We start from the raw sequence: 26281 nt of genomic DNA, 5'->3' as shown, positions 1-26281 counted from the left end.
AAAATGGTCTTATATTGTTCATCAATACCGCGATTTTTTCCTCATCTCGATTTCATGTCGATGAGGTATACGAGGCGATTATGGAGGAATTGTCATAACCAAGCAGCAGGTTTGCATACCTGTCGCAAAAGGAAAAGGGGGCTAACCCAAAACGCACTCGCGTTTTGGATCAGCCTCAGGTTCATGCAAAGAAAGAATACAGGCTGAGCGCCGCAACCGCCGCGAGCACGACGATCATGACGTTGGCCCCCAACCAGGCCGTGATGACGGCCGCCGCAAAGCCGACAACGCCGAACAACAAATCCTCTTGGATGAAAAATACATCCGGAATAATGAGCGCCCCAAGCACCGCATACGGCACGTTTTTCAGCACTCCTTGCCAAAACGGCGGCAGACCGACGCGGCCGAGCAACACAAACGGCAACAAGCGCGGCAAATACGTCACGATTCCCATGCCGATGATCATCCATACGATCGTGCTATTCACCGCCGTTTCCCCCTTCCTTCGTCAGCCATTGAACGATGACCGACGACAACAAGGTAGCCAACACGATCGACCAGCCTTTCGACAAGTGAAGAGCAAACGTGCCGATCGAGTTGAATAAAGCCGACAGCCCCGCCAGCCAGACGATTTTCCGCTGTTTTTTCAACGCTGGAACAAGCAGGCCGATAAACATGGCATACAAGGCAATGGACATGCTTTCTTGCAAACTTTCCGGCAAACCGGACCCAGCGGCATAACCGATGCCCGAGTTGACGATCCAACTGCCATACGCCATGGCAATGAGCCCGAACATATACGAGGCGTCGATCGTTCCTTCTTTCATCGCCGCCACCGAAAACGTCTCATCGGTAATGCCAAAGGCGTACAACGCTTTTTTCCAAAGCGCGTCCGGCTCAGCCTTTTCATTAAGGGACGCCGACATTAAAAAATGACGAATGTTTAAGATGAATGTCGTCAGCACGATTTCAAACACCCCGGTGCCAGCGGCAAGCAGACTTAACGCGATATATTGCGAGGCGCCGGCGAAGACGACGATGCTCATGAGCACGGTCTCGGCGAACGTCAGTCCGGTTGTTTTGGCGAGCAGCCCAAACGCCAGCGCGATCGGCATATAGCCGATGGCGATCGCTACTCCTGCTTGCACCCCTTGGCGAAACGGCGCCATTTTGCCGGCTGCCCATGTCGTTTCCATCCATTCATCCCCTCCATTTGACTAGATTGATAACTTTATTGTCTAAAAATTCGTCTCATTTCGCAACCCGAACGTCCATCCATTGTTTCCGCTCACGCCAAACACGAGATCAACGCCGAAAGAGACGAATCTATGATATAATCAAACTGATTCATGATTGATGGCAACAGAAAAGATCCATGGGAAAGGTGTTGCCCTCCACTCGGACATGAAAATCACGGCTTACCGATGCGGGATTTTTGCAAAAAAGGAGTGCACGTCCATGTCAGTGAAACGGTATGTATTGACCGATCGCGGCATTCTCCGTTATGAACAAGTAACGTACCCGATGGAAGAGCGCGGCTTGCAATTCGGCGATGGCGTCTACGAAGTCGTCCGTTTATATAACGGGATATACGTTTGGCTTCGCGAGCATCTTGATCGGCTGTACCGTTCAGCGGCCGCCATTCGCCTATCCGTTCCGTTTGGCTGCGAAGAGCTCATCGAACAGCTTGAGGAGCTTCGCCGCCTCAACGATGTGCAGGAAGATGCGATTTTGTATTTGCAGGTGACGCGCGGCAGTTTCCCACGCCATCATGCGTTCCCAGCCGAAAACCGGCCGAATTTGTACGCCTACATCCAGCCGATGGCGCGGAAAACCGAGGAAATGACACATGGGGTGCGCGCGATTTTGACGAAAGATGTCCGCTGGGAATACTGTTACATTAAAAGCTTGAACTTATTGCCCAACGTATTGGCCAAACAAGAAGCGGTTGAGCGCGGGGCATTTGAAGCGATTTTCCATCGCGACGGCATCGTGACCGAAGGCAGCTCATCAAACATTTTCCTTGTCAAAAATGAAACAGTGTACACCCATCCAGCCACTGAGCGAATTTTAAACGGCATTGTCCGCACGAAAGTGAAGCAGTTTTGCGCTGAGCTCGGCATCCCATTTGTCGAAGAGGCGTTTTCCACCACCGACCTTGCCAAGGCGGACGAACTGTTTTTAACGAGCACGACGTCAGCCATCACCCCGATCATCCAAGTCGACGAAACGGTAATCGGGAACGGAATTTCAGGAACGGTGACAAAGGCGTTGCAAGCCGCCTATCGGCAAGCAACGAAAACGACTTGATCAGTTTTTCCAACAAACAGAGGGAGTCCCAAAAGGATCGGGACACCCTCTTTCATCACTGTATATACGCATCGGCTTCTTGTTTCACACTTTATGTTGTGTCTGTCTTGAAGATAGACGACCGTTTGGGTCAGCCCCTCGCCTCGTTTACGAGCTGAGCACGGCGCGATCGCTCGCGAACTGGCTGCCGCGGATGCGTTGGAATGCCTCAAGCAACCGCTCGACCGTCAGCTCCTCTTTCTCCTTTCCTTCTGCAGCAAAAATGATTTGCCCGCCATCCATCATGATCAACCGATTGCCAAGGCGAATCGCCTGCTCCATGTTATGTGTGACCATGAGCGTCGTCAGGCGGTGCTCCTCCACAATTTGCTTCGTCAGCTCGGTCACAAGCTCCGCCCGCGCCGGATCAAGGGCGGCGGTATGTTCATCGAGCAACAGCACATCCGGTTTTGTAAACGTCGCCATCAACAAGGAAAGCGCCTGCCGCTCCCCGCCGGAAAGAAGGCCGACTTTGGCTGTGAGCCGGTCCTCCAATCCTAAATGGAGCGTGCTTAGCGTTTCCCGAAACCATTCGCGCTTTTGCTTTGTAACACCGAAGCGCAGTGTGCGCCGCTTCGTCCGATTGTAGGCGAGCGCCAAATTTTCCTCAATCGTCATATGCGGAGCCGTGCCGGCCATCGGGTCTTGAAAGACGCGGCCGATGTATCGGGCGCGCGCGTGTTCCTTGAGCGCCGTGACATTGCGGCCGTTGATCCACACTTCGCCGACATCCGGGGACAATCGTCCGGAAATGATGTTCATCAGCGTCGACTTTCCCGCGCCGTTGCTGCCGATGACGGTGACGAAATCGCCGGGAGCCAACGTCAGATCAATGCCGCGCAAGGCGATTTTCTCGTCAGCCGTTCCTTCGTTAAACACTTTTGTAATTCGTTTCAACTCCAGCAACGGTCTCCCCCCTCTCAAGCTCCTTGGTCCTCCGCTTTCTCCGCTGCCGTTCTTTTTGCGCCGCCAACAGATTGGGCACGATGAGCGCCATCATCACAATGAGCGCGGTAATCAATTTCACATCGCCCGTCTCCAAAAACTCGACGCGCAACGCAAGCGCCAAAATGAGGCGATAGACGATGGCGCCGCCGATGACCGCCCATGTTGCGCGTGTGACCGAACGGGCCCCAAACAGCGCCTCGCCGATGATGACGGAAGCGAGCCCAATGACGATCATCCCGATTCCCATCCCGACGTCGCTGAATCCGCCATACTGGGCGACGAGCGCTCCGGAAAGCGCCACGAGTGCGTTCGACAGTCCAAGGCCGAACACGATCAACCAATCGGTGTTGGCGGAAAAGCTCGCCACCATCGGCTTGTTGTCTCCGGTCGCCCGCAAAGCGATCCCCACCTCCGTTTTCAACAGCCAATCCACCAGCCATTTGACCGCCAGCGCCACGACCGTCATGGATACAAGCACCGCCCATGTCCGCGGCGCAAAGCCAGTGAAGGAAATGAGCTGATTGAGCGCCGCATCCAACCCAGCTTGCTTCCAGAGGGCGGTGATTTTGGTGATGACCGTTTCCTGCTGCAAGAGCGGCACGTTTGATTTGCCCATAATGCGCAAATTGATCGAATACAAAGCGATCATCATTAAAATGCCGGATAACAGTGGATTGATTTTCCCTTTCGTATGCAAAAGCCCAGTCAACACCCCAGCGGCAAATCCGGCCAACAGCGCCGCGGCTGAGGCGGCAAACGGGTTGGCCCCATTGACAATGAGCACAGCGGCGACGGACGCGCCAGTGACAAAGCTGCCGTCAACAGTCAAATCGGGAAAATCTAAAATGCGAAACGATAAATAGACGCCGAGCGCCATGACCGCGTAAATCAATCCTGCTTCAACAGCGCTAAACATGGCTGTCCACACGAACTTCACCCACCTTTTGAAGACGAGAGGGGTGTCCCAAAGCAACGGAACACCCTTTTAGATCATCGTTATATGTGCGCAAGACATATTCGCAAAACAATACATCGCATCATCCTTGAGAAAAACGATCTTCTCGATCAACCCTGTTTATTCAATGTATTCCGCTAGGGAATCCCATTCGGGATTGAGCTCGATGCCCATTTCTTTGGCGGCCTTTTTGTTGATGACAAGCTTCAATTTTTGTGGATATTGCACTGGCAAATCGGCTGGCTTTTTGCCGTCTTGCAAAATTTGCGCCGCCATTTCCCCAGCTTCGTAGCCGATGTCATAGTAGTCAAACCCGTACGCCGCAAAACCGCCTCGCTTGACGGAATCGAGTTCGCCGACAAAAAGCGGAATGTCGTGCTCATTCGCCACTTGAATGACGGACTCAAGCGCCGAGACGACGGTGTTGTCGGTGATGATGTATAGGCAATCGACTTTGCCGACGAGCGATTCGGTCGCCTGTTTCACTTCTGCCGACGTCGACACGGACACCGGGACAATTTGCAAATCTGTTCCTTGCATCGCCTTTTTCACCTGCTCGATTTGAGCGACGGAGTTTTGTTCGCCGGCGTTGTAGACCATGCCGACGCGGTTGCCTTTGATATATTTGTCAATAAACTGCACCGTTTTCGGAATGGCCTCCGGATGCGTATCGGTCGTTCCCGTCACATTGCCGCCCGGCTTTTCCATCGATTGGACAAGCTGCGCGCCGACTGGGTCGGTCACCGACGTGAACACGATCGGAATGTCTTTTGTCGCATTGAGCGCCGCCTGCGCGCTTGGCGTTGAATTGGCAAAAATCAAGTCGACGCCGTCTGAAACAAAATTGTTGGCGATCGTTTGGTTGTTGCTTTGGTCGCCTTGGGCGATTTGCACGTCATACTCAACGGACAGCCCTTTGTCTTTTAACGCTTGCTGGAATCCTTTGCGCGCCGCATCGAGCGATGGATGCTCAACAATTTGTGTCACGCCGATTTTGTACGTCTTTTCTTTCTCACTCTTCCCATTGCTTCCTTGGCTGCTTCCCGTCTCTTTCGCGCCGCTGCAACCGCTAAGCAGCAAAAAGCTGGCCGCACACACTGCGGCGAACCGCCGAATCGATTGACCCACGATCCCATCCCCCTATGTAGTGAAATTTAGTCCTTTTAAACTTTTATGCATTAAATTATATAAATTTCTCTTCTTATTTTCAATATACTATTCAAAAAAAGAAAAAAGTGCTGAAAATTCAGCACTATCAAGCATACGAAGAAGCGAACCGTTCTTTTAACGCTCTCCGCAAAATTTTTCCTGTGGCGTTTTTCGGCAGTTCGTCCAAAAAGTCAATCGCGCTCGGCACTTTATATTTCGCCAATCGCCCACGGCAGTAAGCGATCAGCTCTGCTTCCGTCAACTCTGGATTTTTCGAGACAACATACGCCCGCACCGCTTCGCCGTAGTCCGGGTCCGGCACGCCGATCACGGCGGCTTCCACGACATCTGGATGGCTGTACAGCACTTCTTCGACTTCGCGCGGATACACGTTGTAGCCGCCGACGATAATCATCTCTTTCTTTCGGTCGACGATATAGAAATAGCCGTCCTCGTCCATGCGCGCCAAATCACCGGTGTGCAGCCAGCCGTCGCGCAAGGCAGCCGCCGTTTCTTCCGGCATTTTGTAATACCCTTTCATAACGTTTGGCCCGCGGACAACGAGCTCTCCGACTTCGCCGACGGGCACTTCCTCGCCGTACTCGTTGACGACCTTATTTTCAACATTTTTAATGTTCGTTCCGATCGAACCAGGCTTGCGCGGCCGATCAAGAGGATTGAAACAGGTGACAGGGGACGCCTCCGAAAGCCCATATCCTTCTGAAATGATGACGTTGAACTTTTTCTCAAAGTTTTCAAGCAAAGCGACCGGCATTGAAGCGCCTCCTGAGATGCAAAGGCGAAGCGTCCGCAAATCGTCCGCGCTTCCACCTTCATACTGATAAAGGAAATTGTACATCGTCGGCACGCCGGCAAAAATCGTCGCCTTTTCCTCTCGGGCTAGCTGAAACAACTTTGCTGGGCTGAACTTTGGCATAATGAGCACCGTTCCGCCGTTCATTAGCGGGGCGTTGAGCGCCACAGTCAAGCAAAACACATGAAACATCGGCAACGCAGCGATGACGCGGTCATTTTCATTGATGCCTAAATAATCGGCCGTATCTTGGGCATTGCTGTATATGTTTTTATGAGTGAGCATCGCTCCTTTTGGCTTGCCGGTCGTCCCTGATGTGTACAAAATGACGGCAACATCATCATCATCCAGTTCAGGGCCGGTAAAATCCGGGCTGCCGTCCGCTAACACTTCTGCAAACGATTTCATTCCTTCCGACAGGGAAATGGCTTTTTCCTTCCCTTCCGGTGTTTCACAAACGATCACGTGCTCAAGCAGCGGAAGCCGCTTCTTCGTCTTCGCAAACAACGGGGCGAGCAGGTCGAGGCCGATCACCGCTTTGACATCGCCGTTATGCAAAATATAAAAAATTTCTTCAGGCGTGTAAATGGGATTGATGGGAATGACGGTCGCCCCAAGCCGCAGCGCCCCGTACAAACCGATGACGAACTGCGGCGAGTTGCCAAGCAGCAAGGCGACATGGTCGCCCCGGCGAATGCCAAGCTGCGCCAGCCCGTCGGCAAAACGGGAAGCCGCTTCATTCAATTGTTCGTACGTGCACCGCTCCTTCATGAAGACATACGCTTCCTTCTCCGGCAACTGTTTGGCGATTTGCGCCAATCGCGTCGTGACGTTCATATGAGCTCCTCCCCCAAAATGAATGAATGACCATTCATTTTATAAGTAAAAAAATTCGAACTATATCCATTATAAAAAAAAGAACAGCAAAGGACAAGAGAAAGCGTTTCCTTTGCTGTTCCTTTCCTGAATGCTGCTCTATTGCGCCCACGTCAATCCGGTGCGGGCGAGGCGGATGACGCCGCGAAACGTCCGGCCAGCCTCCTCAACCAGCTGCTCGTGCCGGCCAACGTGCGGCAAATGCGTCAACCATAATTCTCCGACACGTGCTCCCACCGCAATGGCCGCCGCCTCCTCGCTCGTCATATGCCCGGCCGGCGCTGCGTTTTGTCCGGCGTAAAAGTTGCACTCACAAATGAGCAAGTCGGCTCCTTTAGCAAACGGAAGAAACTCCGGTATATAGCTTGAATCGGCCGTATACACAACCGTCTTGCCGCCGGCAGTAATGCGCATGGCGTAGCATGGCACGGGATGGACCGTTTTCATAAAGGTGAGCGAAAACGGCCCGACAGCCAGCTCTTTGTCCGGATCATAGGCGATCCCCTCGGTGATGCCGCTATGCGTCAAGCGGGCAAACGCCGTCTCGTCTTCCGCATGGCCGTAAATCGGCAAAACCGGCAAGTCGGCTCCTAAATTTTTTTGAATGAGACGCGCGTATTGGAGCGGGCCGATATCAGCGATATGATCGTAATGGTAATGGGAAATGATGACGGCATCCAAATTTTCAACAGCCGTGTAATTTTGCAGCTTGGCTAGTGCTCCGCTCCCACAGTCAACGAGCAGACGAAACCCGTCATGCTCTAACAAATAGGCAGAAGTCGCTTCATTCGCCGCAGGGAATCCTCCCCAATAGCCGATGACCGTCAATTTCATGTTCCGTTCTCTCCTTCCATTCGTTTTGTCTTCATCATACACGACCACACCCATTTTTTCATCTTTGTTGATTTTTGTTTTAAAACACATATTGACATTTTTCCTTGTGTTATAATACAATGAACTTACCAAGACAACGGAGGGGATTGGAATGTTGATCAAAGTGTTAGAATTTTTCAGAAACTTACCACCTAAAAAATGCACGCACTGCGGCAAAGAGATCGACGAGCAACATGAATGCTACGGCAACACATGCTCTGACTGCCTTGGCACCGCTTACCGCCAATAGGTAAGCGGGGCATCTCTTGCGTCACGACGTCAGCTGCCCCGCTGGCGTGAAGGCTGTTCCCAATGCAGCCTGCCTTTTTTCTTGGCTGTCTCCAACAAGGAGGCATTTTTTTTGCCCCGTCTTATGGCTGTCCTTTCTTTTTTAAACCTAATCCAAACCAAACAGTCCAGATGCTTCTCCTCTCATCCGATGCAGTGAGAATTTCTTTTAAACGAAACGCTTCGCGTTGTTCCTTAATACGTCTTTCCAAATAAAAAGGTGTCCCATCGTTTTAGGAACACCTTCTTCAAACTTTATTGCGCTTGTGCGGTCTGTTCCATTTGGGCCGATGCTGTATAACGGCGGCGATACAACAGGCGGAAATACAAGAGAGTCGCAAAAGCAAAAGCTGCCGCTGTAACTATTAAGATCGCCGCTTCCTTCCACATGACCGAGAAATCTCCGCTTGAAATGACTGCTCGCAGCCCACGGATGGCATGTGTCATCGGCAACCACGGATGGAGTGACTGCAATGCACTCGGAACGAGCTCGATCGGGTACGTGCCGGCGCTTCCAACTAACTGGGCAATCAATAGCAAAATGGCAAGAAATCGCCCCGGGTTGTCAAACACGGTGACAAGGAATTGAACGATCATCATAAACGTCATGCTGATGATCCAAGTGAACAGCAGAAAACGTCCGACGCTTTCTACATGCAAATCAAGCCCATACAACAGCCATGCGTCGGCCAAGAGCGTTTGCGCCGCTGCAGCCAAAACGAGCACGCCCCATTTGCCGAAAAACCAGGCAGCGCCCGACGACGGACGTTCAGCCGGCTCGCGCAGCGGAAAGACGATCGTCAGCAGCAAGGCGCCGACAAATAATCCAAGGGATAAGAAATACGGAGCAAATCCGGTTCCATAATTGGGCACGTGATGAATCGGCTCTTTTTCTTTTTTCACAGGGTCGGCAATCATCTGATAGACATGTTCATTTGCGCGAACATTTGCCGCTTCTTTGGCGCCTTGATCCAAACGATGCGAGAGCTCGCCTGACCCTTTCTCGAGTTTCGCCAACCCCGATGATAATGACTGGCTTCCGTCAAGGAGACGGCCCAATCCTTGGTGAAGGGATGACGCGCCTGTTGATAATTGTTCGGCTCCATCGGTCAGCTTGCTTGCCCCTTCCGCCAATTGATGAGTCCCAGAGACGAGCCGTTCAGAGCCTTTTGCCAGCTTATTCATCCCCTCTGACAATTGCCCACTTCCTTGAGCAAGAGTCTGAGCCCCTTGGTAAGCGCGATCAAGCTGGCTGGTTAATTGGCTTGTTCCATCCGCTAAACGTTGTTGAGCATGTATCAGTTGATCAGCTCCTGCCGCGAGCTGTTGTTGCCCATCGGTAAGCTTATCGAACGCCGTCTGAACAGCTTGTTGACCACTCGCGAGGACTGATGCCCCATTGGCGAGCTGAGACGCACCGTCTCGCAGCTGTCCGGCAGATTCGGATAACTTTCCGATGCCGGCCGCCACCGTTTGGCTTCCTTCCAAAATGGGTTGCAACTGTTCTTCTAATGACTTCAGCACCGCTTTTTGCATCGGATCATTTGATTTTTCTTCAAGAGCCTGCAAGGCAGCATCATATCTCTGCAGACCTTCGCTCACCTTCGTTGCCCCCGTTGCCGCTTCTCCTGCTTTTTGCTGCCAAACTTCCATTCCTTGAGACAATTGTTTGGCCCCGTCTCGAAGTTGGCTTGCTCCCTCCCTTAACTGTGGAAGGCGCGATTGCAATGTTTTCATGCCATTTAACGACTCATGAAGTCCTGCAGCGAGGCGTTCTGCGCCAGCCTGCGCCTGTTGTTGCCCGTCGGTCAAACGTCGGCCTCCGTCGGCAAGTTTTCCTAAGCCATCCCGCAATGTTGTTATGCCGTCTTGAACTCGCCCGGCTCCATCAGCAGCTGATTTTAAGCCATTTTCAAACACAATGGACTGCTCGGAGAGTTCTGTTACATATTTGGCTAGTTGGGCAGAACCGTCTTTTACCTGATTGGCTCCCGCCTCAAGGCGGGCGCTTCCTTGATTGGCCGCACTCACTCCATTTTTTAATTTTTTACTCCCTGTTTCCGCCGATGCAATTCCATCGTGCAGCCGCGTTGCTCCATCACTCGCTTCCTGCAATCCCTTCCCAGCCTCTTTCATTTTCGACAATAAGGCTTCCGCATACGCTTTTGTTACATGTTTGGCAATCTCTTCTTTAATAGCAGCAATAGCCGAATCGCCAATTTTTCCGACGAGATAGTTTGCCCCTTCGTTTGGAATATACATGAGGCGAAGCGGCTTCGGCGCTTCATGTTGCACCGTCGTCGCATTGGCGGAAAAATCGCTGGGAATGATGATGGCCATGTAATACTCTCCATTTTTCAAACCTTGAAGAGCTTGTTTTCGGCCGACGAAATGCCATGCAAATGAATGTTTTTCCTTCAGCCGCTTGACGACATCATCGCCAAGATGCATCGGTTCGCCGTCAAGCTTAGCTCCTTGGTCTTCATTGACGACAGCGACCGGCAGGCGGTCCAAATGACCGTACGGATCCCAAAACGCCCATAAAAATGACCCGCTGTACAGAAGAGGAATGAGCAGAACAGCAAGGATCGGGATCAACACTTTCGGCCGGAGCACGATGGCCCGCAACTCTTTTCGCAGCATATGGCGCTCCCTCCCTTGAACATATGACCAAATTGTCCATATGGTCAATTTCCAACAAAAAAAGAGGATCATCTACCTCGACAACCCTTGCAAAAAATAAAGCGTAAACAATTCCGCAATTTGTTCTTTTGTCAACGGTTCATGATCTTTTTCCCAATCGACGATCAAGGCGATGTACGTCTTGAGCATCAAAAACGCCATAATTTCCGAATTGCACGGACGAATCTCCCCTTTTTCCACCGCCGCATCAATTTTTTGCCGAATGAACTCGACCATCGCCCGATCCAGTTTAGCAAGCACGTCTTGCACCGCCGCCGTACCGATATTGCGCACTTCTTGAAGCAGCTTCGCCGTCAGCTGATGGCGTTGACGGACTTCTAAAATGCGGTACAAAGCGCGATGGACGTTTTCGGAAAACGGCAGCGATGAATCCATCGCCATCTCTGCCTCGGCCTTGATTTCCGCAATCAGTCCAGAGACGATTTCATCGAGCAGTTCCTCTTTGCTTTTAAAAAACGTGTAGATCGTCCCTTTGCCGACATTGGCGAGCTTGGCGATCTGTTCCATCGTCGTCGCCTTGTAGCCAAACTCAGCAAACGATTGGGCCGCCGCTTCAATGATTTGCCGTTTGCGGTCGCTTGCCATACTCCTCATCCTTCAAACTGACTAAATGAACAATTTGGTCAATCCGTATTCATTATACTATCAAACAACATGGATGTAAAGGGCCGTCGCATTAGGGGAGGGAATTTCTTCCTGACCCCCGTCCTTTCCAAGCAAATGGGTAGAAGCGCCGTTCAAGCCTCTCCCTCATTCTTTTCACATCCCTTTTGCGGCGGAAACCACTTCCACGAACCAAAAGAGACAAACAAGCCATCCGCTGCTTTTCACTTCAAACGGCGGGCGGCCGCACCGATGTCCAAATGTGAGCGGCAAACGGACCAGGGCGTTGAAAAACCGTCGATTAACGGACGCTGCTGTACAGATCGGACGTCTGTTGCACTGGTGCTTGCTGCAAATACAGAAGCACGTCACGCACCGCTTTTTCGCCTTGGTCAATGCAATCCGGCAAGCCAAGCCCTTCGTACGAGCTGCCAGCTAGAAACACTCCAGGCAGCTCAGAAGCCATCTGCCGCTTAATGTGCGCCAGCCGCTCGCGGTGCCCGACCGTGTATTGCGGCATCGCTCGCTTCCAGCGCGAGATGACAGCGAACTCGGGGGGGCCGGCAATGTTCATCACTTTATTTAAATCATCCAATACGATGCGGACGATCTCATCATCAGGCTGGTCAACAATCTCCTCATCGCCCGGGCGCCCGACGTAGCCGCGCAAGAGCGCCTTTCCAGGCGGCGCGGTGTGCGGCCATTTTTTATGCGTCCATGTGCACGCCGTCATCGTGTAATCGCTGCGGCGCGAAACGACAAACCCGGTGCCGTCCATGTCCTGGCGGATCGCCTCTGCCGGGAATGCGAGCGCCACCGTCGCCACCGACGTCAACGGCACTGAACGGAACGGGGCAAAAAACGGATAATCGGCAAACAGATCCGGGACAATATGGTGCGGTGTCGTGACGATGACGCTGTCCGCTTCCCACGTTTCCCCTGTGCTTAGCCGCAGTCGATACATCGAATTCACGCGGACGATGCGCTCAACGCGCACTCCTTTGATGACGCTGCCCGGCTCCAGTCGTCTTTCCATTTCATCAACGAGCGACTGCAAGCCCGTTTTTAACGTCTGGAATGCCCCTTTTCGCTCTTTTTGCTCTTTCGGCATCGTTCGTCTCGCTCCACGGACAAGGCTTCCGTATTTCTGCTCGAGCTGAAAAAACTGCGGGAATGTCGCCATTAAACTCATCTCATCGATGTCGCCAGCATAAATGCCGGAAAGAAGCGGCTCGATGAGATTGTCCACCACTTCATCACCGAGACGGCGGCGGAAGAAGCGGCCGAGAGGCATATCACCATCGACTTTCACCGGCGGCAGCACGAAGTCAAGCGCCGCCCGCAGCTTTCCGATCGGGGAAAACAGTCCGGTCGTTAAAAACGGGGCGAGGCGCGTCGGAATGCCCATCACCGCTCCACCTGGAATTGGATAGAGTTTGCCGTTGACCAAAATGTACGATGTTCCGATCGCGTTATGAACAATCGCATGTTCAAGGCCGACTTCCTTCACAAGGCGAAATGCGCTCGTTTTCCGCGCCAAAAACGAGTCGGGGCCGCGTTCAATGACAAAGCCGTCGCGGACGACCGTCTGCACTTTTCCACCGAGCCGGTGCGTCGCCTCAACAAGTTTGCATGTAAGTGGGAGGCGTTGCTCTCGAACCGCTTTTTGCAAGTAGTAAGCGGCCGTCAAGCCAGTCATGCCGCCGCCGATGATGACGACCGTCCGTTGCCCTTCATTCATGTCGATCGCCTTCTTCCGCCCACCGCTTTAACACAACCGACGCCAATGCATCAATAAATAATGGATTCGTGTTGGGCATCTCCAGTCGGTAATAACGGGCGCCGATCTCTTCGGTCACTTGCTTGCATTCAATGTCGTTATCGTACAGCACTTCCAAATGATCGGCGACAAAACCGACGGGTGCATAAACGAACGACGTATAGCCGCGCTCTTGATGAAGCTGGCGCGTCAAGTCTTGTACGTCCGGCCCAAGCCATGGCTCCGGCGTCTGACCGGCGCTTTGCCAGCCGACGGCATAGTGGGCGACGCCGGCTTGCTCAGCGATTCGTTTCGCTGTATCTTCGAGCTGTGTTGGGTACGGGTCACCGGCTTGAATAATTTTTTCCGGCAAACTATGTGCGGATACGATCAGAACCGCTCGCTCCCGCTCATGTTCCGGCATGGCGGCAAAAGTCGCTCGCACTTGTTCCCCCCAATATTGCAAAAACTTCGGCTCATCATACCATTGATCAATCGTGTAAATGACCGGCCCACCGAGCTTTTCCGCTGCCGCTTTCGCCCGCTCATTGTACGAGCGAATGCTGAATGTGGAATAATGAGGGGCTAGGACGATCCCGACGGCTTCATGGATGCCGTCATCATGCATGCGCTCAACCGCCTCTTCAATGAACGGCTCAATATGTTTCAACCCTAAATACGCACGAAACTCCACTTCGTCCTGCATTTCGTTTAGCCGCTCCTCGAGCCTTTTCGCCTGCTCTTCCGTAATTTTCGCAAGCGGCGACAATCCACCGATCGCCCGGTAGCGCGCTTTTAAATCCTCGATTTGTTCTTGCGGCGGCTTGCGCCCATGGCGAATGTGTGTATAATACCGTTCAATATCATCTTCCCGGTACGGCGTTCCGTATGCCATCACGAGCAATCCCACCGTTTTTTTCACCATTGTGCCACCCCCTCATTTAGTTCATTGACGTATATTCGTGGATAAAAGCGGTCAGACGCTTCAGCGTCGCCGGCTGAACATCCGGAAAAATGCCGTGGCCTAAGTTGAAGATGTAGCCCGGCCGTTCCATCCCTTCGTCCAAAATGCGCTTCACCCGTTCTTCGATCACGTCCCACGGCGCAAGAAGCACCGCCGGATCCAAGTTGCCTTGAATCGCTTTCGCAATGCCTTGACGGCGCGCTTCGCGAATCGACAGCCGCCAGTCAAGGCCGATGACATCAAGCGGCAAATCGTTCCACTCATGCACCAAGTGACCGGCGCCAACGCCAAACATAATGAGCGGAGCCCCTTCTTCCCGCAAAGCGGCAAAAATGCGCACCATCGCCGGCTTGATAAACGTCCGGTAATCGTCAGCATTGACGGCGCCAACCCAAGAATCAAAAATTTGCACGGCGCTTGCCCCTGCCCGAATTTGCGCCCGCACATAACGGATGGTCATCTCAGCGAGCTTGTCCATTAAAGCGAACCACGCTTTCGGTTCAGCATACATGAACGCTTTCGTCTTATGATAATTTTTCGATGGACCGCCTTCAATCATGTAGCTCGCCAACGTAAACGGCGCCCCGGCAAACCCGATGAGCGGCACATCCAACTGTTCATTGACAAGGAGACGAATCGTTTCAAGCACATACGGCACATCATGTTCTGGATCAATCTCCCCAAGCCGCTCGACATCTTGAAGCGAGCGAATTGGATTCGCGATCACCGGCCCGACGCCGCCCTGAATCTCAACGTCCACGCCAATGGCCGGCAGCGGCGTCATAATGTCTTTATATAAAATGGCGGCATCGACGCCATATTGCTCAACTGGAAGTCTCGTGACGTACGCGCAAAGCTCCGGTTGATGCGTAATGTCAAACAGCGAATATTTTTCTTTCAGCGCCCGATACTCCGGCTGCGACCGTCCGGCTTGCCGCATATACCAAACCGGCACATACGGCGTTTGTTCGCCGCGGCAGGCGCGCAAAAATGTATCGTTGATCTGTCTTGCCATCTCCATCCGCCTTTCTATCCTCACAATCCCGTCAACGATTTCGCCTTTTCTTGCCTTCAAACATTGCCTATCTCCTTTTCACTATACAGCTTTCCGTCGCCAATGTATAGAGAAGAAGGCGAACTGTCAAAAAATCGACCGATTTTTCAGCTCATGCCCATTATAGCAAAAAAGCTGCCCCGGCCGCACGGGACAGCTTTCTGTTCAGATGAGAAACATGGCGACAACGGTCGTAACCACCAAACCGACAGCAACAGGGATGAGGTTGCGGCGCGCCAGCTCAAACGGGTCAACCCCGCAGATCGCTGCCGCTGGAATAAGCGCCCACGGAACGAGTGTGCCGCCGCCAACCCAAATGGCAGCGATTTGGCCGAGCGCCGTCAACGTCGCCGCTCCGCCGCCAATCGCTACAGAAAACAAATGAGCAACCGAACCGGCGAGCGAGATGCCGGAAAATCCGGAACCGTCAAGACCAGTAATGGCCCCGACGATCGTGAGCGTAACCGCCCCCACCTCATTGTTCAGCGGCACCGCATGAGCCAAGGCAACCCCTAAATCGTTGACGATGCCTTGCGATGCCTGCGGCAAATAGTCGCCGATGATTTTCACAAATCCCGCATCGCCAAGATAGAAAAACGCGGCGATCGGAATAACAGGTCCGAACACTTTAAACCCGAACTGAAACCCTTCAATAAAGTAATTGGTCACTTCCGCAAAACTTTCTTGCCGATGGGCGAGAACAGAGATGAGAATCAAAATGAAAATCGCCGTCCCACCGACCAAGGCGGTCGCTTCCCCGCCTTGCAATCGCAAATAAAACATCGCGATGACATCAAAGGCGAACAAAATCGGAATCAACAGCGCGAGCCATTTTTTCGTTTGCCCCGTCAGTAAATGGCCTGTTTTCTCCAGCGTCGAATCGACCGTTGCAGCCATTTCCGCCTCTCCGCTTGCAAGTCGCCCTCGCTTCATGTCACGACGCAGCAAGTAAAACGCAGTGACCGTTGTGACGGCCCCCATTACAAAAACAAGCGGCACGCTGGCAGCGATGACATCGCCGACCGGCAGCCCGGCGGCATCGGCCGTTAATTTCGGCGCCCCTTGGATGATAAAATCGCCGGAAAGCGCGATGCCATGCCCGAACAAGTTCATCGCCATCGCCGCTCCCAACGCCGGCAGACCGACGCGGACCGCTGCCGGCAACAGAACTGCCCCCATGAGAGCAACAGCTGGGGACGGCCAGAAAAACCAAGAAATGATCATCATCAAAATTCCGATCGTCCAATACGCCCAAGCTGGCGTACGAATGAAACGGACAAACGGCGAAACCATGACATCATTGATGCCGGTGGCCGACAATACTTTGCTCATCGCCACAATAATGGAGATGACTAAAATCGTCGGCAATAGCTCCGTAATGGCGTAAATAAAGCTGTTAAACACTCCGCTCACCGCTGCGCTCAACGAATGGGTAGCAACCGCCGCCAACAAAAAGATGCCGACAATGCAAATGAGTGATGTATCTTTGCGGGCGACCATAAACCCAATAATGAGCACAATGAACAGCAAGTAAATCCAGTGCAGCGCTACAAGCTCTACACCCATGAACCATTCCCCTTTCTTCCCAACTTCGAGTCCGACCCTACGGACATGCGCCCAGGCCGGCGTACTACAGCATATGAAGCGGGAAAAAAGGTGTGAAAGCTCGCATCGTCTCACGCCAAAAGAAAAAAGCAGGCGAAATCGTCGCTAGCGTCCGGCCTTCTGCCCATGCCGCAAGCGCACGTACCGCCCTGCCGACCAAAGCCCCCATATGTTTCCGCCAAACCAAGTGGCGAGCCAAAGAAGACCTGGGGAAACAGCCAACAGCACGAGATGGAATACCGTGTTCTGCCCAATGAGCAGAATGGAGAGCAACCGAACGGCCGCAGCATCGGATTGCTCCTGCGGCAACGGGTACAGCTGCGGCCATAGCGAATAGCGATGATGGGAAGGCAGCGCGGCCAGTTGAACAGCGGTCGCATAAAGAAACAGAAAGGCGATCGCCGCCCGCCCGTATTCGTGATCAACTACAGTGAGCAGAACACTTCCGAGCGCGGTGAGGCGGACATACAGGCCAATATACCCACCCACGCGCAAAAACGTGCGGGCATACAAATGAAAAAACACATGCCGCTTGTCGTACGGAATCAAAGCGAGCAGCGGATCGAGCCAGCGCCGACGCTTCGCCGCCTCCCGCCATTCCGAAACGTCGGTAAACAAGTTGGCCAGCCGATAAAACGCCGTTGCCGCTCGCTGTTCTTCGGCGATGATCCGTTCCCATTTCCACGTTTTCCCTCTCACCAGCCGTGACAAATAGATGGAAAGAGCCGCCATGAGCCCGACGACAACGACAAACAACGGCCATGGCGCCGCTGCCAGCGCCAAATAAACGAACACCGCCGCTAAGCTGAAGCGCGCGAATGCGCTAAAGCGATGAAAAGACGGATCAGCAATATAGCTCCCTTTCCAAGCGACCCATAAGCTCCATCCTTTGAAGCAGAATAGACCAAGCAAAAAAAGCGGCCATGACACCGGGGAAAAGCGAGCATGCAGTGGACCAGCCAACAACAAAAGCAAAGAAAGGCCGTACGCCTGCCATAACCATGAGACGAAAAACGCCCGCTGAATATACGGCCCCAGCCGTTCTTCCATCGGCAATAAAAACACCGTATCCGCTTCGCGGAACAACGTGCGCACCGACCCAGCGGCCTCCGCCCAACCGAACACAACAGCGGCAATAGCCGGATACGGAAACGAGTGGGGAAGCCCGGCCGCCCAGCGCTCGTACATGACCGCTAGACCACCAAGCACGACGAGCGAGCCGACGAGCAAATGGTCATTGAACATATAGCGCAAGTAGCGAATCCGTTTTCGCCATTCCGCTTGGAAACGCTGTTGCCAAAGGCGGCGTGCGTCAATCATGACGCATCATCCCTTGTCAAGGCAATATACAGTTCATCAAGCGACGCCCCCCGCAGCCCGAACTGGCGGCGAAGGTCATCGAGCGTTCCTTTTGCCCTGACACGGCCGTTGTGCAAAATCACAAACGAATCGCAATAGCGCTCTGCCGTCGCCAAAATGTGCGTCGACAACAAAATGCCCGCTCCCTTCGCTTTCTGTTCATTCATTCGCTCAAGCAGGGCGTGAATGGCAAGCGGATCGAGGCCGAGAAACGGCTCATCGATGATATAAAGCGGCGGTTCAAGCAAAAAGGCGCATACAATCATGACTTTTTGCTTCATTCCTTTCGAAAAATGAGCCGGAAACGAGGAAAGCCGCCGCTCCAAGCGAAACTCACGAAGCAACGGCGGAAGGCGGCGTTCATACTCCGCTTCGCTTAATCCGTACGCCATCGCCGCTAGACGCAAATGTTCCTCAAGCGTCAATTCTTCATACAACACCGGTGTTTCCGGGATATAAGCAAACTGCCTCCGATACGTTTCCGGTCCGTCCGCAAGCCGATGGCCGTTGATGGAAATCGTGCCGCGGCGCGGTTCCATCAAACCGATAATATGTTTGATCGTCGTGCTTTTGCCTGCTCCATTTAGGCCGATCAAGGCGACCATTTCGCCGCGATCGACCGCAAACGTCACGTCTTCAAGCACGTTTTGCGCCGTGTAGCCTCCGGATAGATCCTTCACCTGCAAAAGCGTCATCGTCTGCTCCCTTTCCGTTTCGGCGTTTATCCCCATTGTACCAAACCATAGCCTCGCTTACCAAAAAAAGATCACGCCGTTCTTTTGCATAAACTCACTCAAGCCGGGCATGATAAATAGCGAAGAGGGGATGAGGGATCAAAAAGTCGATGGACGATCCATCTGAAATGGGGTGTTCGTCAAAGACACCGTTGTGAGCCGCAAAACGTTGTAAACGTTCCTAGGGAGCGACCATCACATTCGTTGCTGGGAAGCAACGAGCCTTTCCAAAGGGGATGGTCACGTTGAACAAAGGAAGCGCTCACGCCGAAACGACTTTTGCTGCAAATGGGGTGTTCATCAAACGCACATTTGCTTGAGCCATCCTCTCCCCTTTTCACCAACCGGGATGGATCCTGCGTTGCGGGATTACATCCCGGTTTTTTTATGGTAAAATGGAGAAAACGGGAAGGAAAGGGTGACCACAGTGAGCGATTGCATTTTTTGCAAAATCATTAACAGCGAATTGCCCGCGGCGAAAGTGTACGAAGATGACCATGTGCTCGCATTTTTGGACATCAGCCAAGTGACAAAAGGGCATACGCTTGTCATCCCGAAAGTACATACGGAAAACATTTTCTCCCTCACACCAGAGGCGGCCGGCCAACTGTTTCGCGTAGTGCCGACGATCGCCAATGCGCTCAAGCGAGCATTTTCTCCGGTCGGGCTCAACTTATTGAACAACAACGGTGAGCAAGCGGGACAGACGGTGTTCCATTACCATCTTCACCTCATTCCTCGCTACGGCAAAGGGGATGGGTTTGGCGCAGTCTGGAAGTCGCATGCGAGCGACTATACGACCGCTGACCTGCAGGCGATCGCTGCCACAATCCGCGAACGGCTCGGGTGATCTCCAACAGCAGAAAGGCCAAGCCCACAAATAAAAAACGGAAGCAGGGATGTCCCGCTTCCGTTTTTACTGTTTTCCTTGCTCCCCGATCACATCTTGCAAATCTTTGTCTTTGATCTCAACACCGGCGTCTTTCACCAGTTTGTCCACTTTTGACTGCATCGTCGCAGGATCAAGCTTGTTCCGTTTGACTTCAAACGCAATTTCGTCTTTCATTTCGTTGAACGATTTTTTCTTTTCTTTGTCCGTCACTTTAATAATATGGTAGCCGTAATCCGTTTTCACCGGATCGCTCACTTCGCCGACTTTCAGCTTATAGGCGGCTTCTTCAAACTCCTTGACCATTTTCCCAGGGCCAAACCAGCCTAAATCGCCGCCGTTGGACGCCGAGCCCGGATCTTGGGAATATTCTTTAGCCAACTTGGCGAAATCCTCGCCTTTATCAAGCTTCGCCTTTACTTCTTTTGCTGTTTTTTCATCTTTGACCAAAATATGGCTGGCGCGAATTTTCGGCTTGTAGTTGTCATAATACTCCTTCAGTTCTTTCTCCGTCACTTTTATGTCTTCAACAGCCGCTTTCGTCCGCAGCAAATCGAGCTTGACCATTTCGCGGATCACTTTTTCTCCGTTCTGCTGCACGGCCAAATCATATTGCGTTCCATACGCTTCCTTGATCCGTTCGATTTCGCGGTCGATCTCTTCATCGGTTACCTTGTATTTTTTGCTCAACACTTTTTCGTCGATCAAATCACGAAGGACGGACTTGCCGACGCGCTCTTTCATCTCATTGTAAAATTCGTCTTTCGTAATATTGCCGTTTTTCGTTTCCACAATCACTTCGGAACCGTCGTTATTGCAGGCCGACAAAACCATGAGCGAAACGACGGCAGCGGCCATCATCCATTTTTTCATTCGTTTCACAACTCCTACATCTTTTTTCGATTGAACATTCCCGCGCTTTCAAGCGGCGCAGATCGAATGGCGCCCACGGAACAACATGTTCGCCTCTTCAACCACGACAATAACTATACCATATTTCCAGAGAAAAAAAAACCTCTTTCCGTTTTAGTCATCCGCCCATAACATGCACGCTTGCCATACATATGATGAGGATGAAGCGCTCGACAGGCTTCTTCTTGCCGAAAGGGGGTGTTACAATGAGCGCACCTTACTCCGGAGGCTTTGCGTTGATTGTTGTGCTGTTCATTTTGTTGATCATCGTCGGCTGCGCCTGCGTCATTTACTAAACGAAAGCGGGTGCTCCCTCAAAAAGGGAGCACCCTTTTTGCCGCCTTCCTTAAAGAAAACGGCATTGGAGCTTTCTGCGCCAGCACCGCCGCACCCACCAAAAACATCATGTAAACAACACTTCAAAGTAAGAAGAGATTAATAAAATCGTAATAAGGACATTGATCGTGCGAAAAACCGCCGGCTGCTGCTCTTCGGGGATGTCACGCTGCGCGCAAAGTGAGTGTGTGAGCTGGTTGATAAAAAATAAGACCGTAACCGCCAGGAGGATGAAATAAAACACCAAAGCTGTTCCCCTCCTCTTCGATCTTCGCCAAACGCCGCCCATGGCTTTAACTTTACATCGTTCACGTCTGGAAATCAATCATTTTTCGTTTTCCGGACCCAAACCGATTTTTCTATTGGTGAATGCGCACAAATTCGGTAAAATATACGTAAAAACGGTCACATTTTCGTCACCAAAAGGAGAACGATATATGGAATCGTTGGAAAAGCGAGTGGCCAAACTGGAATTTCACCAGTCCCTGTTGATGGAAATGATCGACGAAACGAAAAAACCATTTTATTCCCTTATCATCCGCGCTGATTTGACCAAAGAAGAAGTCGACGCCCTCCTGGCGTTTTGCCAAGAGCTTGCCGACCAATACGAACAGCAAAAAGCGGAAGGGTTGACGATTTTCACTCCCCTGCTCGTGCAGTTTGCTGGAATGCTTCATCCGAACCTTCCGCTGGAACAGACAATTGACGCTCTTTTGGCCCAACAAATGTTTGTCCCGCTGATGACCGAGCTGAAAACGCTCATTCGCACCATCAGTTAGCCTGGCTGGCCAATTCTTTCTCATGCTCTTCCGTTTTCGGCTTTCGCTTGACAAGTTTGCCGTCCTGCTCGATAAAATCTTCTTTAATGTTTTCAAACGCCCGCTCGAAAATTTCCATGAAATCATCGCCATAAATGTTGCGGACGATGCACATCATTTCTAAAATTTCTGGAAACTTCCCGTACAACTCGCGCAACGGCAACGCCCCATTGAAAACGGCATTTTTCGTCGGGTCATACGTCTCCATCAGCTTCATCAACACTTCTTCGCCTTTTTCCGTCAACTCAATGTACGTATTGCGCTTGTCATCCTGTTTTTTGGAAAACGAAAGCAATCCTTTTTCTTCTAATTTTTTTGAGAAGTTGAACGCCGTCGATACGTGCATCACGCCAAACTTGGCGATTTCCGAAATCGAGGCTCCCTTGAAATGATAGGCGATCCATAAAATGTGATGTTCGTTAATGTTCAAGTCAAACGGCTTGATCCACCGTTGCCAATCTTTTTCAATCGATTTCCATAACGCTTTGCTCAACTGGGCAATTCGTTGGCTGAATAACATCGCCTCTTTGATGGAATAATGCTGTTCTGTCGCTTTCATTGTTCCACCCACTCTTCCCTCACCGTATTTTTTACTCTCCATTATATCAATAAAACAAAAAGGAATAAAGACAAAAGTATTTATTTTTATGATTTTTTTTGCATATTCATAGTAGTAAACATAAGGCGCTTGGCGCATACAGGAGGAGAATGCCATGGTGTATATACAATGGCTGCTTATCGTCTTCGGATTCTTATTTTTCTGTCTTTTTATAAACGCATTTGTTACCTTATGGAAAGCGCGGGCGTACCCACCGAAAGCATTGCTGAAAGAACGGACTTTGCGCTATATTGGAATAGCGTCCATTTGCTTGCTCACTGCTTGGCTTCTCAGCTATGTCTAATATATATCAGAAATGAATGGAATGGGAGGAATTTTTTTCTTATCCCCTCTCTTTGATAGCAAAAAACCCGACCAGCAATGATCGGGTTTTTCGCCGTCTACACGTGCGCTGTAACGTTCATCCGTCGGAAAATCGATGATGCGATCGGATAGATGATGGCCATCGCCACTGCGTTCAACGCCGCTGTCGGCAGCACGATGGTGACAAACAGCGCCGAAAACGTCGCTCCGCCTGGCAACCCGACAAACAAGAGCGCTGCTGCCAAAAACACTGCGCCGGAAATCGCTGTGCCGACGGCTGCCAACACCGCGGCCCCGATGACCGTTTGGCTATATGTTTTCATCAAAGCCGCTAAGGCAAACACAACAAGGGCGGTGATGATTTTATCGATCATATTCGGCAGCTGCCCACCCGGAAACGTCGTCGTCATGGCTGAGATCAAACCGGTGACGACACCGACAAGGCCGACCGCTTTGACGTTTGGAAAAAGCAAAATCGCCAAAAACATCATCGCCAGCATCATATCCGGCTTCATTCCGAAAAACAATCCCGGAATAACCGCATGCAACACGGCTCCGATTCCGACTAACAGCGCCATCGATACTAATGCTCTCACATTCATGCTCATCTCTCCTCTTCTCTCCTCATCTATATGCTCAAGAATTTTTTTATCATTATATCACTTTGCAGTGTAAAAGTGAAGAAGAAATTTTCAGGCAAAACGGCGGCGGAACTCGTTCATAAATGACGCAAGCGCTTCGCACGCCTCAAGCGGCACCGCGTTGTAAATCGACGCCCGGCAACCGCCGATCGATCGGTGCCCGCCAAGCCCGACAAACCCACGTTCTTTCGCCTCGGTGAGGAACGTTTTCGTCAGCTCCGCATTGGGAAGCGTAAAGGTGACGTTCATAAGCGAACGGCTTCCCTTTTCGGCGTGCGGTTTGTAAAAGCCGCCGCTTTCATCAATCGCCTCATACAGCACGGCCGCCTTTTGCCGGTTGCGCTCTTCCATCGCCGCCACACCGCCTTGCTCTTCGACCCATTCGAGCACGAGCGACAGCATGTAAATCGCAAACGTCGGCGGCGTGTTGTAAAGCGAATTGCTCTTCTGGTGCGTCCGGTAATCGAGCATCGTCGGCAGCCCGTCCGGGATGCGTTCAAGCAAGTCATTGCGGAGAATGACGACCGTGACTCCTGATGGGCCGAGGTTTTTTTGCGCCCCGGCGTAAATGAGGGCAAACTGGCTGACGTCAAACGGGCGGCTTAAAATATCGCTCGACATATCCGCGACCAAGTCAACCGGTGTGTTCGGGAACGCCTGCCATTGGGTGCCGAAGATCGTGTTGTTTGACGTGATATGGACGTAGGCGGCGTTTTTCGGCCATTGGACGTCGTCAAGCGACGGAATGTATGTGTAGTTCGCTTCTTTGCTCGAAGCGACGACCGTTGTCAAACCGATTTTTTGCGCTTCCTTCAGCGCTTTTTCCGACCACGCCCCCGTCAGCACATAACAGCCGATTTTCCCTTCCGTCAGGAGGTTCATCGGCACCATCGAAAACTGCAAGCTCGCCCCGCCTTGCAAAAATAAAATGTCATAGCCGTCCGGCACGTTGAGAAGCCGCTTGAGCCGCTCTTTCGCCGCATTGTGCACAGCCTCGTATTCTTTGCTCCGATGGCTTAATTCCATGACCGACATGCCGGTGTTTTGAAAATTAAGCAGCTCTTTTTGCGCCCGCTCAAGCACCGGAAGCGGCAGCGCTGACGGGCCGGCGTTGAAGTTGTATGCGCGTTTCATCGTCATCCCTCACTTTGCCTCCTGGTAGTCCATGATATTATTATCCTAACACGATTCGAAAAAAAAGAAAGGGAATTTTTCGAAAAAAGCGCTTTCAAACGAAATCTTCCAAAAAAGAAAGCCCCTGCTATTGCAAGGACTTGGCCTGTTTCCGCCGTTCCCGTTCCTGGCGGATGCGTTCCATGTAAACTTCGCCTTCTTTTTCAATGAACGCCTCGTCAATTTCCCGCTCGCGCGCCGCCGTTTTTACGGTCATATAGCCGCTGAAAATAATGCCGGCAACGACCAAATACACCCACCAAGGCAAACTGAGCATCGCCATTCCCCCTTGTATGCTTGTCTTAGTACACTATACGCGCAAAAAGGGGGCAGTATGCATGGAGAAAGAGGCGGGAATGCCGCCTCTTTCTCAGGGACAACGCTTATGCATCGTTTCGTTTTGGCTTCTTTTCCACCTTCGCCTTCTTCCATTGACGGCGCAACTCTCTCAACTCTTCTTTCGCCTGTTCGTATTGGGTCTTCGGGACGATTTCAATGACCGGTTCGATCATGATCCATCCCTCCTTTTCCGCCCCTACTCTTTACTACCCGCGTTTTTTGGCTTTGAAACAGACAAAAACGCTGGTTTGTAAAACGAGCGGTTGTCAAGGGCAAAAACGCGTTCCGTAAACTCGCCCGGCTTCACCTTCTCGAGCGCGCGGTCGATCATCGTAATTTTCGCATCCAAATTGTCAATGTAATGAAGCACCTCAGCTTCTTTGACGAGCGGCGGCTTCGGGCTGCCCCACTCCGCCTTGCCGTGATGCGCGAGCACAAGATGCTGCAAAATGACGACTTCTTCACCTTGGATGCCGAGCTGCTCCGCTGCCTTGCTGATCTCGCTCACTATGATCGAAATGTGTCCGAGCAAATTTCCTTCAAGCGTATACGCCGCCGATACCGGGCCGGACAACTCGATTACTTTGCCAAGGTCATGCAAAATGACGCCGGCATAAAGCAAATCTTTATTGAGCGAAGGATACAGGCGAACGAGCGCCTTGGCGAGTTCAAGCATCGACACAACATGGTACGCTAGTCCGGAGATGAATTCATGATGGTTTTTCGTCGCCGCTGGGTACTCAAAAAACTCCTTTTCATATTTTTTTAACAAATGACGGGTAATGCGCTGAATGTTTGGATTTTCCATGGCAAATATGTATTCCATCACTTTCGCCTTCATTTCCTCACGGCTAATCGGAGCCGTCTCCAAAAAGTCATCGACGCGCACAGCATCGCCTGAATGAGCGGGACGGATCGAACGGATGCGCAGCTGCAGTTTTCCCCGGTAGTTATGAATATCCCCTGCCACTTTGACAATGCACTCCGGCACATAGCGCTGCTCATCGTCCGGAGAGACGTCCCATAACTTTGCTTCAATGTCGCCGCTTTTATCTTGCAAAATCAAAGTTAAAAACGGCTTGCCGTTGCTGGCAATGCCTTTCGTCGCCGATTTAATGAGAAGAAACAAGTCAACTTGTTCCCCGACTTCATAGTGAATGATCCCTTTTGCCACTTCGTTCTCCTCCGTTTCTCCGTACGTACCTTCTAGTATATCAT

The 26281-nt window shown here is 51.8% G+C and carries 29 protein-coding genes; 6 read left to right on the top strand and 23 right to left on the bottom strand.

Going from position 1 to position 26281, the window contains the following annotated elements:
* Positions 1–181 precede the first annotated feature (181 nt).
* Entirely contained in the window at positions 182–487 is a 306-nt protein-coding gene (locus ETC05_RS10095) for an AzlD domain-containing protein (RefSeq protein ID WP_031405398.1), read from the bottom strand.
* Positions 480–1196, bottom strand: coding sequence for an AzlC family ABC transporter permease (locus ETC05_RS10090; protein ID WP_031405400.1), 717 nt, complete (start codon positions 1194–1196; stop codon positions 480–482). The genes ETC05_RS10095 and ETC05_RS10090 overlap by 8 nt, the downstream gene beginning before the upstream one ends.
* A 262-nt stretch (positions 1197–1458) precedes the next feature.
* Between ETC05_RS10090 and dat the strand changes: the two genes are divergently transcribed.
* Positions 1459–2310, top strand: coding sequence for a D-amino-acid transaminase (gene dat, locus ETC05_RS10085; RefSeq protein ID WP_031405402.1), 852 nt, complete (start codon positions 1459–1461; stop codon positions 2308–2310).
* Positions 2311–2457: 147 nt separating this feature from the next.
* Here the strand turns inward: dat and ETC05_RS10080 are convergent, their stop codons facing one another.
* From ETC05_RS10080 to ETC05_RS10060, 5 genes are all read right to left on the bottom strand, one after another.
* On the bottom strand, positions 2458–3255 hold the full coding sequence (locus ETC05_RS10080) for an ABC transporter ATP-binding protein (RefSeq protein ID WP_031405404.1): 798 nt from the start codon (positions 3253–3255) through the stop codon (positions 2458–2460).
* On the bottom strand, positions 3221–4213 hold the full coding sequence (locus ETC05_RS10075; protein WP_171660958.1) for an ABC transporter permease: 993 nt from the start codon (positions 4211–4213) through the stop codon (positions 3221–3223). Before ETC05_RS10075 ends, ETC05_RS10080 begins: the two co-directional genes overlap by 35 nt.
* Positions 4214–4372: 159 nt before the next feature.
* Positions 4373–5380 (bottom strand): ABC transporter substrate-binding protein, encoded by a 1008-nt coding sequence (locus tag ETC05_RS10070; protein ID WP_031405409.1) that lies wholly within the window; start codon positions 5378–5380, stop codon positions 4373–4375.
* A gap of 127 nt (positions 5381–5507) precedes the next feature.
* On the bottom strand, positions 5508–7052 hold the full coding sequence (locus ETC05_RS10065) for a fatty acid--CoA ligase family protein (protein ID WP_171660918.1): 1545 nt from the start codon (positions 7050–7052) through the stop codon (positions 5508–5510).
* Positions 7053–7190: 138 nt separating this feature from the next.
* Positions 7191–7925, bottom strand: coding sequence for an MBL fold metallo-hydrolase (locus ETC05_RS10060; protein WP_031405412.1), 735 nt, complete (start codon positions 7923–7925; stop codon positions 7191–7193).
* A 151-nt stretch (positions 7926–8076) separates the two neighbouring features.
* On the opposite strand from ETC05_RS10060, the gene yhfH reads away from it, so the two are divergent.
* On the top strand, positions 8077–8214 hold the full coding sequence (gene yhfH / locus ETC05_RS10055; RefSeq protein ID WP_071880150.1) for a protein YhfH: 138 nt from the start codon (positions 8077–8079) through the stop codon (positions 8212–8214).
* A 293-nt stretch (positions 8215–8507) separates the two neighbouring features.
* On the opposite strand, the gene ETC05_RS10050 is transcribed toward yhfH, so the two are convergent.
* The 8 genes from ETC05_RS10050 to ETC05_RS10015 all read right to left on the bottom strand — a co-directional run bounded on the left by ETC05_RS10050 (position 8508) and on the right by ETC05_RS10015 (position 18994).
* The gene (locus ETC05_RS10050; RefSeq protein WP_171660917.1) at positions 8508–10895 is read right to left on the bottom strand and encodes a YhgE/Pip domain-containing protein; all 2388 of its coding nucleotides are present in this window, start codon (positions 10893–10895) and stop codon (positions 8508–8510) included.
* A gap of 72 nt (positions 10896–10967) precedes the next feature.
* Complete coding sequence (locus ETC05_RS10045; RefSeq protein ID WP_031405416.1) at positions 10968–11540, bottom strand: TetR/AcrR family transcriptional regulator; 573 nt, start codon at positions 11538–11540, stop codon at positions 10968–10970.
* Positions 11541–11859: 319 nt separating this feature from the next.
* On the bottom strand, positions 11860–13299 hold the full coding sequence (hemY, locus tag ETC05_RS10040; protein WP_031405418.1) for a protoporphyrinogen oxidase: 1440 nt from the start codon (positions 13297–13299) through the stop codon (positions 11860–11862).
* A complete protein-coding gene (gene hemH, locus ETC05_RS10035; RefSeq protein ID WP_031405420.1) occupies positions 13292–14242 on the bottom strand; it encodes a ferrochelatase in 951 nt (316 codons plus the stop codon). The genes hemY and hemH overlap by 8 nt, the downstream gene beginning before the upstream one ends.
* A gap of 16 nt (positions 14243–14258) precedes the next feature.
* On the bottom strand, positions 14259–15296 hold the full coding sequence (gene hemE, locus ETC05_RS10030) for a uroporphyrinogen decarboxylase (RefSeq protein WP_171660916.1): 1038 nt from the start codon (positions 15294–15296) through the stop codon (positions 14259–14261).
* Positions 15297–15500: 204 nt separating this feature from the next.
* A complete protein-coding gene (locus ETC05_RS10025) occupies positions 15501–16901 on the bottom strand; it encodes a hypothetical protein (RefSeq protein ID WP_171660915.1) in 1401 nt (466 codons plus the stop codon).
* Between the two features lie 144 nt (positions 16902–17045).
* Positions 17046–18260, bottom strand: a complete 1215-nt coding sequence (locus ETC05_RS10020; protein WP_031405427.1) for an ABC transporter permease — start codon at positions 18258–18260, stop codon at positions 17046–17048.
* A complete protein-coding gene (locus ETC05_RS10015) occupies positions 18257–18994 on the bottom strand; it encodes an ABC transporter ATP-binding protein (RefSeq protein WP_031405429.1) in 738 nt (245 codons plus the stop codon). Before ETC05_RS10015 ends, ETC05_RS10020 begins: the two co-directional genes overlap by 4 nt.
* A 466-nt stretch (positions 18995–19460) precedes the next feature.
* Between ETC05_RS10015 and ETC05_RS10010 the strand changes: the two genes are divergently transcribed.
* A complete protein-coding gene (locus tag ETC05_RS10010; RefSeq protein WP_171660914.1) occupies positions 19461–19883 on the top strand; it encodes an HIT family protein in 423 nt (140 codons plus the stop codon).
* A gap of 66 nt (positions 19884–19949) precedes the next feature.
* Here ETC05_RS10010 and ETC05_RS10005 read toward each other — a convergent pair whose 3' ends face one another.
* The gene (locus ETC05_RS10005; protein WP_171660913.1) at positions 19950–20795 is read right to left on the bottom strand and encodes a peptidylprolyl isomerase; all 846 of its coding nucleotides are present in this window, start codon (positions 20793–20795) and stop codon (positions 19950–19952) included.
* A gap of 245 nt (positions 20796–21040) precedes the next feature.
* Between ETC05_RS10005 and ETC05_RS10000 the strand changes: the two genes are divergently transcribed.
* On the top strand, positions 21041–21130 hold the full coding sequence (locus ETC05_RS10000) for a YjcZ family sporulation protein (protein WP_021322511.1): 90 nt from the start codon (positions 21041–21043) through the stop codon (positions 21128–21130).
* Between the two features lie 107 nt (positions 21131–21237).
* Here ETC05_RS10000 and ETC05_RS09995 read toward each other — a convergent pair whose 3' ends face one another.
* Entirely contained in the window at positions 21238–21417 is a 180-nt protein-coding gene (locus tag ETC05_RS09995) for a hypothetical protein (protein WP_031405435.1), read from the bottom strand.
* A 190-nt stretch (positions 21418–21607) separates the two neighbouring features.
* Between ETC05_RS09995 and ETC05_RS09990 the strand changes: the two genes are divergently transcribed.
* Positions 21608–21949, top strand: a complete 342-nt coding sequence (locus ETC05_RS09990) for a YhaI family protein (RefSeq protein ID WP_031405438.1) — start codon at positions 21608–21610, stop codon at positions 21947–21949.
* Here the strand turns inward: ETC05_RS09990 and ETC05_RS09985 are convergent.
* The gene (locus tag ETC05_RS09985) at positions 21942–22547 is read right to left on the bottom strand and encodes an HTH-type transcriptional regulator Hpr (RefSeq protein ID WP_011230156.1); all 606 of its coding nucleotides are present in this window, start codon (positions 22545–22547) and stop codon (positions 21942–21944) included. The two genes, ETC05_RS09990 and ETC05_RS09985, sit on opposite strands and share 8 nt — an antisense overlap.
* A gap of 154 nt (positions 22548–22701) precedes the next feature.
* On the opposite strand from ETC05_RS09985, the gene yhzF reads away from it, so the two are divergent.
* Positions 22702–22890, top strand: a complete 189-nt coding sequence (gene yhzF, locus ETC05_RS18220; RefSeq protein WP_031405440.1) for a membrane protein YhzF — start codon at positions 22702–22704, stop codon at positions 22888–22890.
* Between the two features lie 97 nt (positions 22891–22987).
* Here yhzF and ETC05_RS09980 read toward each other — a convergent pair whose 3' ends face one another.
* The 5 genes from ETC05_RS09980 to yhaM all read right to left on the bottom strand — a co-directional run bounded on the left by ETC05_RS09980 (position 22988) and on the right by yhaM (position 26237).
* The gene (locus tag ETC05_RS09980) at positions 22988–23512 is read right to left on the bottom strand and encodes a tryptophan transporter (RefSeq protein ID WP_031405443.1); all 525 of its coding nucleotides are present in this window, start codon (positions 23510–23512) and stop codon (positions 22988–22990) included.
* A 90-nt stretch (positions 23513–23602) separates the two neighbouring features.
* Entirely contained in the window at positions 23603–24685 is a 1083-nt protein-coding gene (gene serC / locus ETC05_RS09975; protein WP_031405444.1) for a 3-phosphoserine/phosphohydroxythreonine transaminase, read from the bottom strand.
* Between the two features lie 127 nt (positions 24686–24812).
* A complete protein-coding gene (locus ETC05_RS09970; RefSeq protein ID WP_031405446.1) occupies positions 24813–25001 on the bottom strand; it encodes a sporulation YhaL family protein in 189 nt (62 codons plus the stop codon).
* Positions 25002–25107: 106 nt separating this feature from the next.
* On the bottom strand, positions 25108–25236 hold the full coding sequence (locus tag ETC05_RS09965) for a hypothetical protein (RefSeq protein WP_031405449.1): 129 nt from the start codon (positions 25234–25236) through the stop codon (positions 25108–25110).
* Between the two features lie 23 nt (positions 25237–25259).
* The gene (yhaM, locus tag ETC05_RS09960; protein ID WP_171660912.1) at positions 25260–26237 is read right to left on the bottom strand and encodes a 3'-5' exoribonuclease YhaM; all 978 of its coding nucleotides are present in this window, start codon (positions 26235–26237) and stop codon (positions 25260–25262) included.
* Between the last annotated feature and the right edge of the window lie 44 nt (positions 26238–26281).

The sequence above is a fragment of the Geobacillus sp. BMUD genome (assembly GCF_013096845.1).
GTDB lineage: Bacteria > Bacillota > Bacilli > Bacillales > Anoxybacillaceae > Geobacillus > Geobacillus vulcani.
This window is presented reverse-complemented; position numbering and strand designations above follow the sequence as displayed.

Excerpts from the sequence above, each read along its gene's own strand:
- ETC05_RS09965 (WP_031405449.1), bottom strand. The coding sequence starts at position 25,236 with ATGATCGAACCGGTCATTGAAATCGTCCCGAAGACCCAATACGAACAG.
- ETC05_RS09980 (WP_031405443.1), bottom strand. The coding sequence starts at position 23,512 with ATGAATGTGAGAGCATTAGTATCGATGGCGCTGTTAGTCGGAATCGGA.
- ETC05_RS09970 (WP_031405446.1), bottom strand. The coding sequence starts at position 25,001 with ATGCTCAGTTTGCCTTGGTGGGTGTATTTGGTCGTTGCCGGCATTATT.
- ETC05_RS10090 (WP_031405400.1), bottom strand. The coding sequence starts at position 1,196 with ATGGAAACGACATGGGCAGCCGGCAAAATGGCGCCGTTTCGCCAAGGG.
- yhfH (WP_071880150.1), top strand. The coding sequence starts at position 8,077 with ATGTTGATCAAAGTGTTAGAATTTTTCAGAAACTTACCACCTAAAAAA.
- ETC05_RS09990 (WP_031405438.1), top strand. The coding sequence starts at position 21,608 with ATGGAATCGTTGGAAAAGCGAGTGGCCAAACTGGAATTTCACCAGTCC.
- serC (WP_031405444.1), bottom strand. The coding sequence starts at position 24,685 with ATGAAACGCGCATACAACTTCAACGCCGGCCCGTCAGCGCTGCCGCTT.
- hemY (WP_031405418.1), bottom strand. The coding sequence starts at position 13,299 with ATGAATGAAGGGCAACGGACGGTCGTCATCATCGGCGGCGGCATGACT.
- ETC05_RS10075 (WP_171660958.1), bottom strand. The coding sequence starts at position 4,213 with ATGTTTAGCGCTGTTGAAGCAGGATTGATTTACGCGGTCATGGCGCTC.
- ETC05_RS10050 (WP_171660917.1), bottom strand. The coding sequence starts at position 10,895 with ATGCTGCGAAAAGAGTTGCGGGCCATCGTGCTCCGGCCGAAAGTGTTG.
- ETC05_RS09985 (WP_011230156.1), bottom strand. The coding sequence starts at position 22,547 with ATGAAAGCGACAGAACAGCATTATTCCATCAAAGAGGCGATGTTATTC.
- dat (WP_031405402.1), top strand. The coding sequence starts at position 1,459 with ATGTCAGTGAAACGGTATGTATTGACCGATCGCGGCATTCTCCGTTAT.
- ETC05_RS10060 (WP_031405412.1), bottom strand. The coding sequence starts at position 7,925 with ATGAAATTGACGGTCATCGGCTATTGGGGAGGATTCCCTGCGGCGAAT.
- ETC05_RS10045 (WP_031405416.1), bottom strand. The coding sequence starts at position 11,540 with ATGGCAAGCGACCGCAAACGGCAAATCATTGAAGCGGCGGCCCAATCG.
- ETC05_RS10015 (WP_031405429.1), bottom strand. The coding sequence starts at position 18,994 with ATGACGCTTTTGCAGGTGAAGGATCTATCCGGAGGCTACACGGCGCAA.
- hemH (WP_031405420.1), bottom strand. The coding sequence starts at position 14,242 with ATGGTGAAAAAAACGGTGGGATTGCTCGTGATGGCATACGGAACGCCG.
- ETC05_RS10000 (WP_021322511.1), top strand. The coding sequence starts at position 21,041 with ATGAGCGCACCTTACTCCGGAGGCTTTGCGTTGATTGTTGTGCTGTTC.
- ETC05_RS10005 (WP_171660913.1), bottom strand. The coding sequence starts at position 20,795 with ATGAAAAAATGGATGATGGCCGCTGCCGTCGTTTCGCTCATGGTTTTG.
- hemE (WP_171660916.1), bottom strand. The coding sequence starts at position 15,296 with ATGGCAAGACAGATCAACGATACATTTTTGCGCGCCTGCCGCGGCGAA.
- ETC05_RS10065 (WP_171660918.1), bottom strand. The coding sequence starts at position 7,052 with ATGAACGTCACGACGCGATTGGCGCAAATCGCCAAACAGTTGCCGGAG.
- ETC05_RS10020 (WP_031405427.1), bottom strand. The coding sequence starts at position 18,260 with ATGATTGACGCACGCCGCCTTTGGCAACAGCGTTTCCAAGCGGAATGG.
- yhzF (WP_031405440.1), top strand. The coding sequence starts at position 22,702 with ATGGTGTATATACAATGGCTGCTTATCGTCTTCGGATTCTTATTTTTC.
- ETC05_RS10025 (WP_171660915.1), bottom strand. The coding sequence starts at position 16,901 with ATGGGTGTAGAGCTTGTAGCGCTGCACTGGATTTACTTGCTGTTCATT.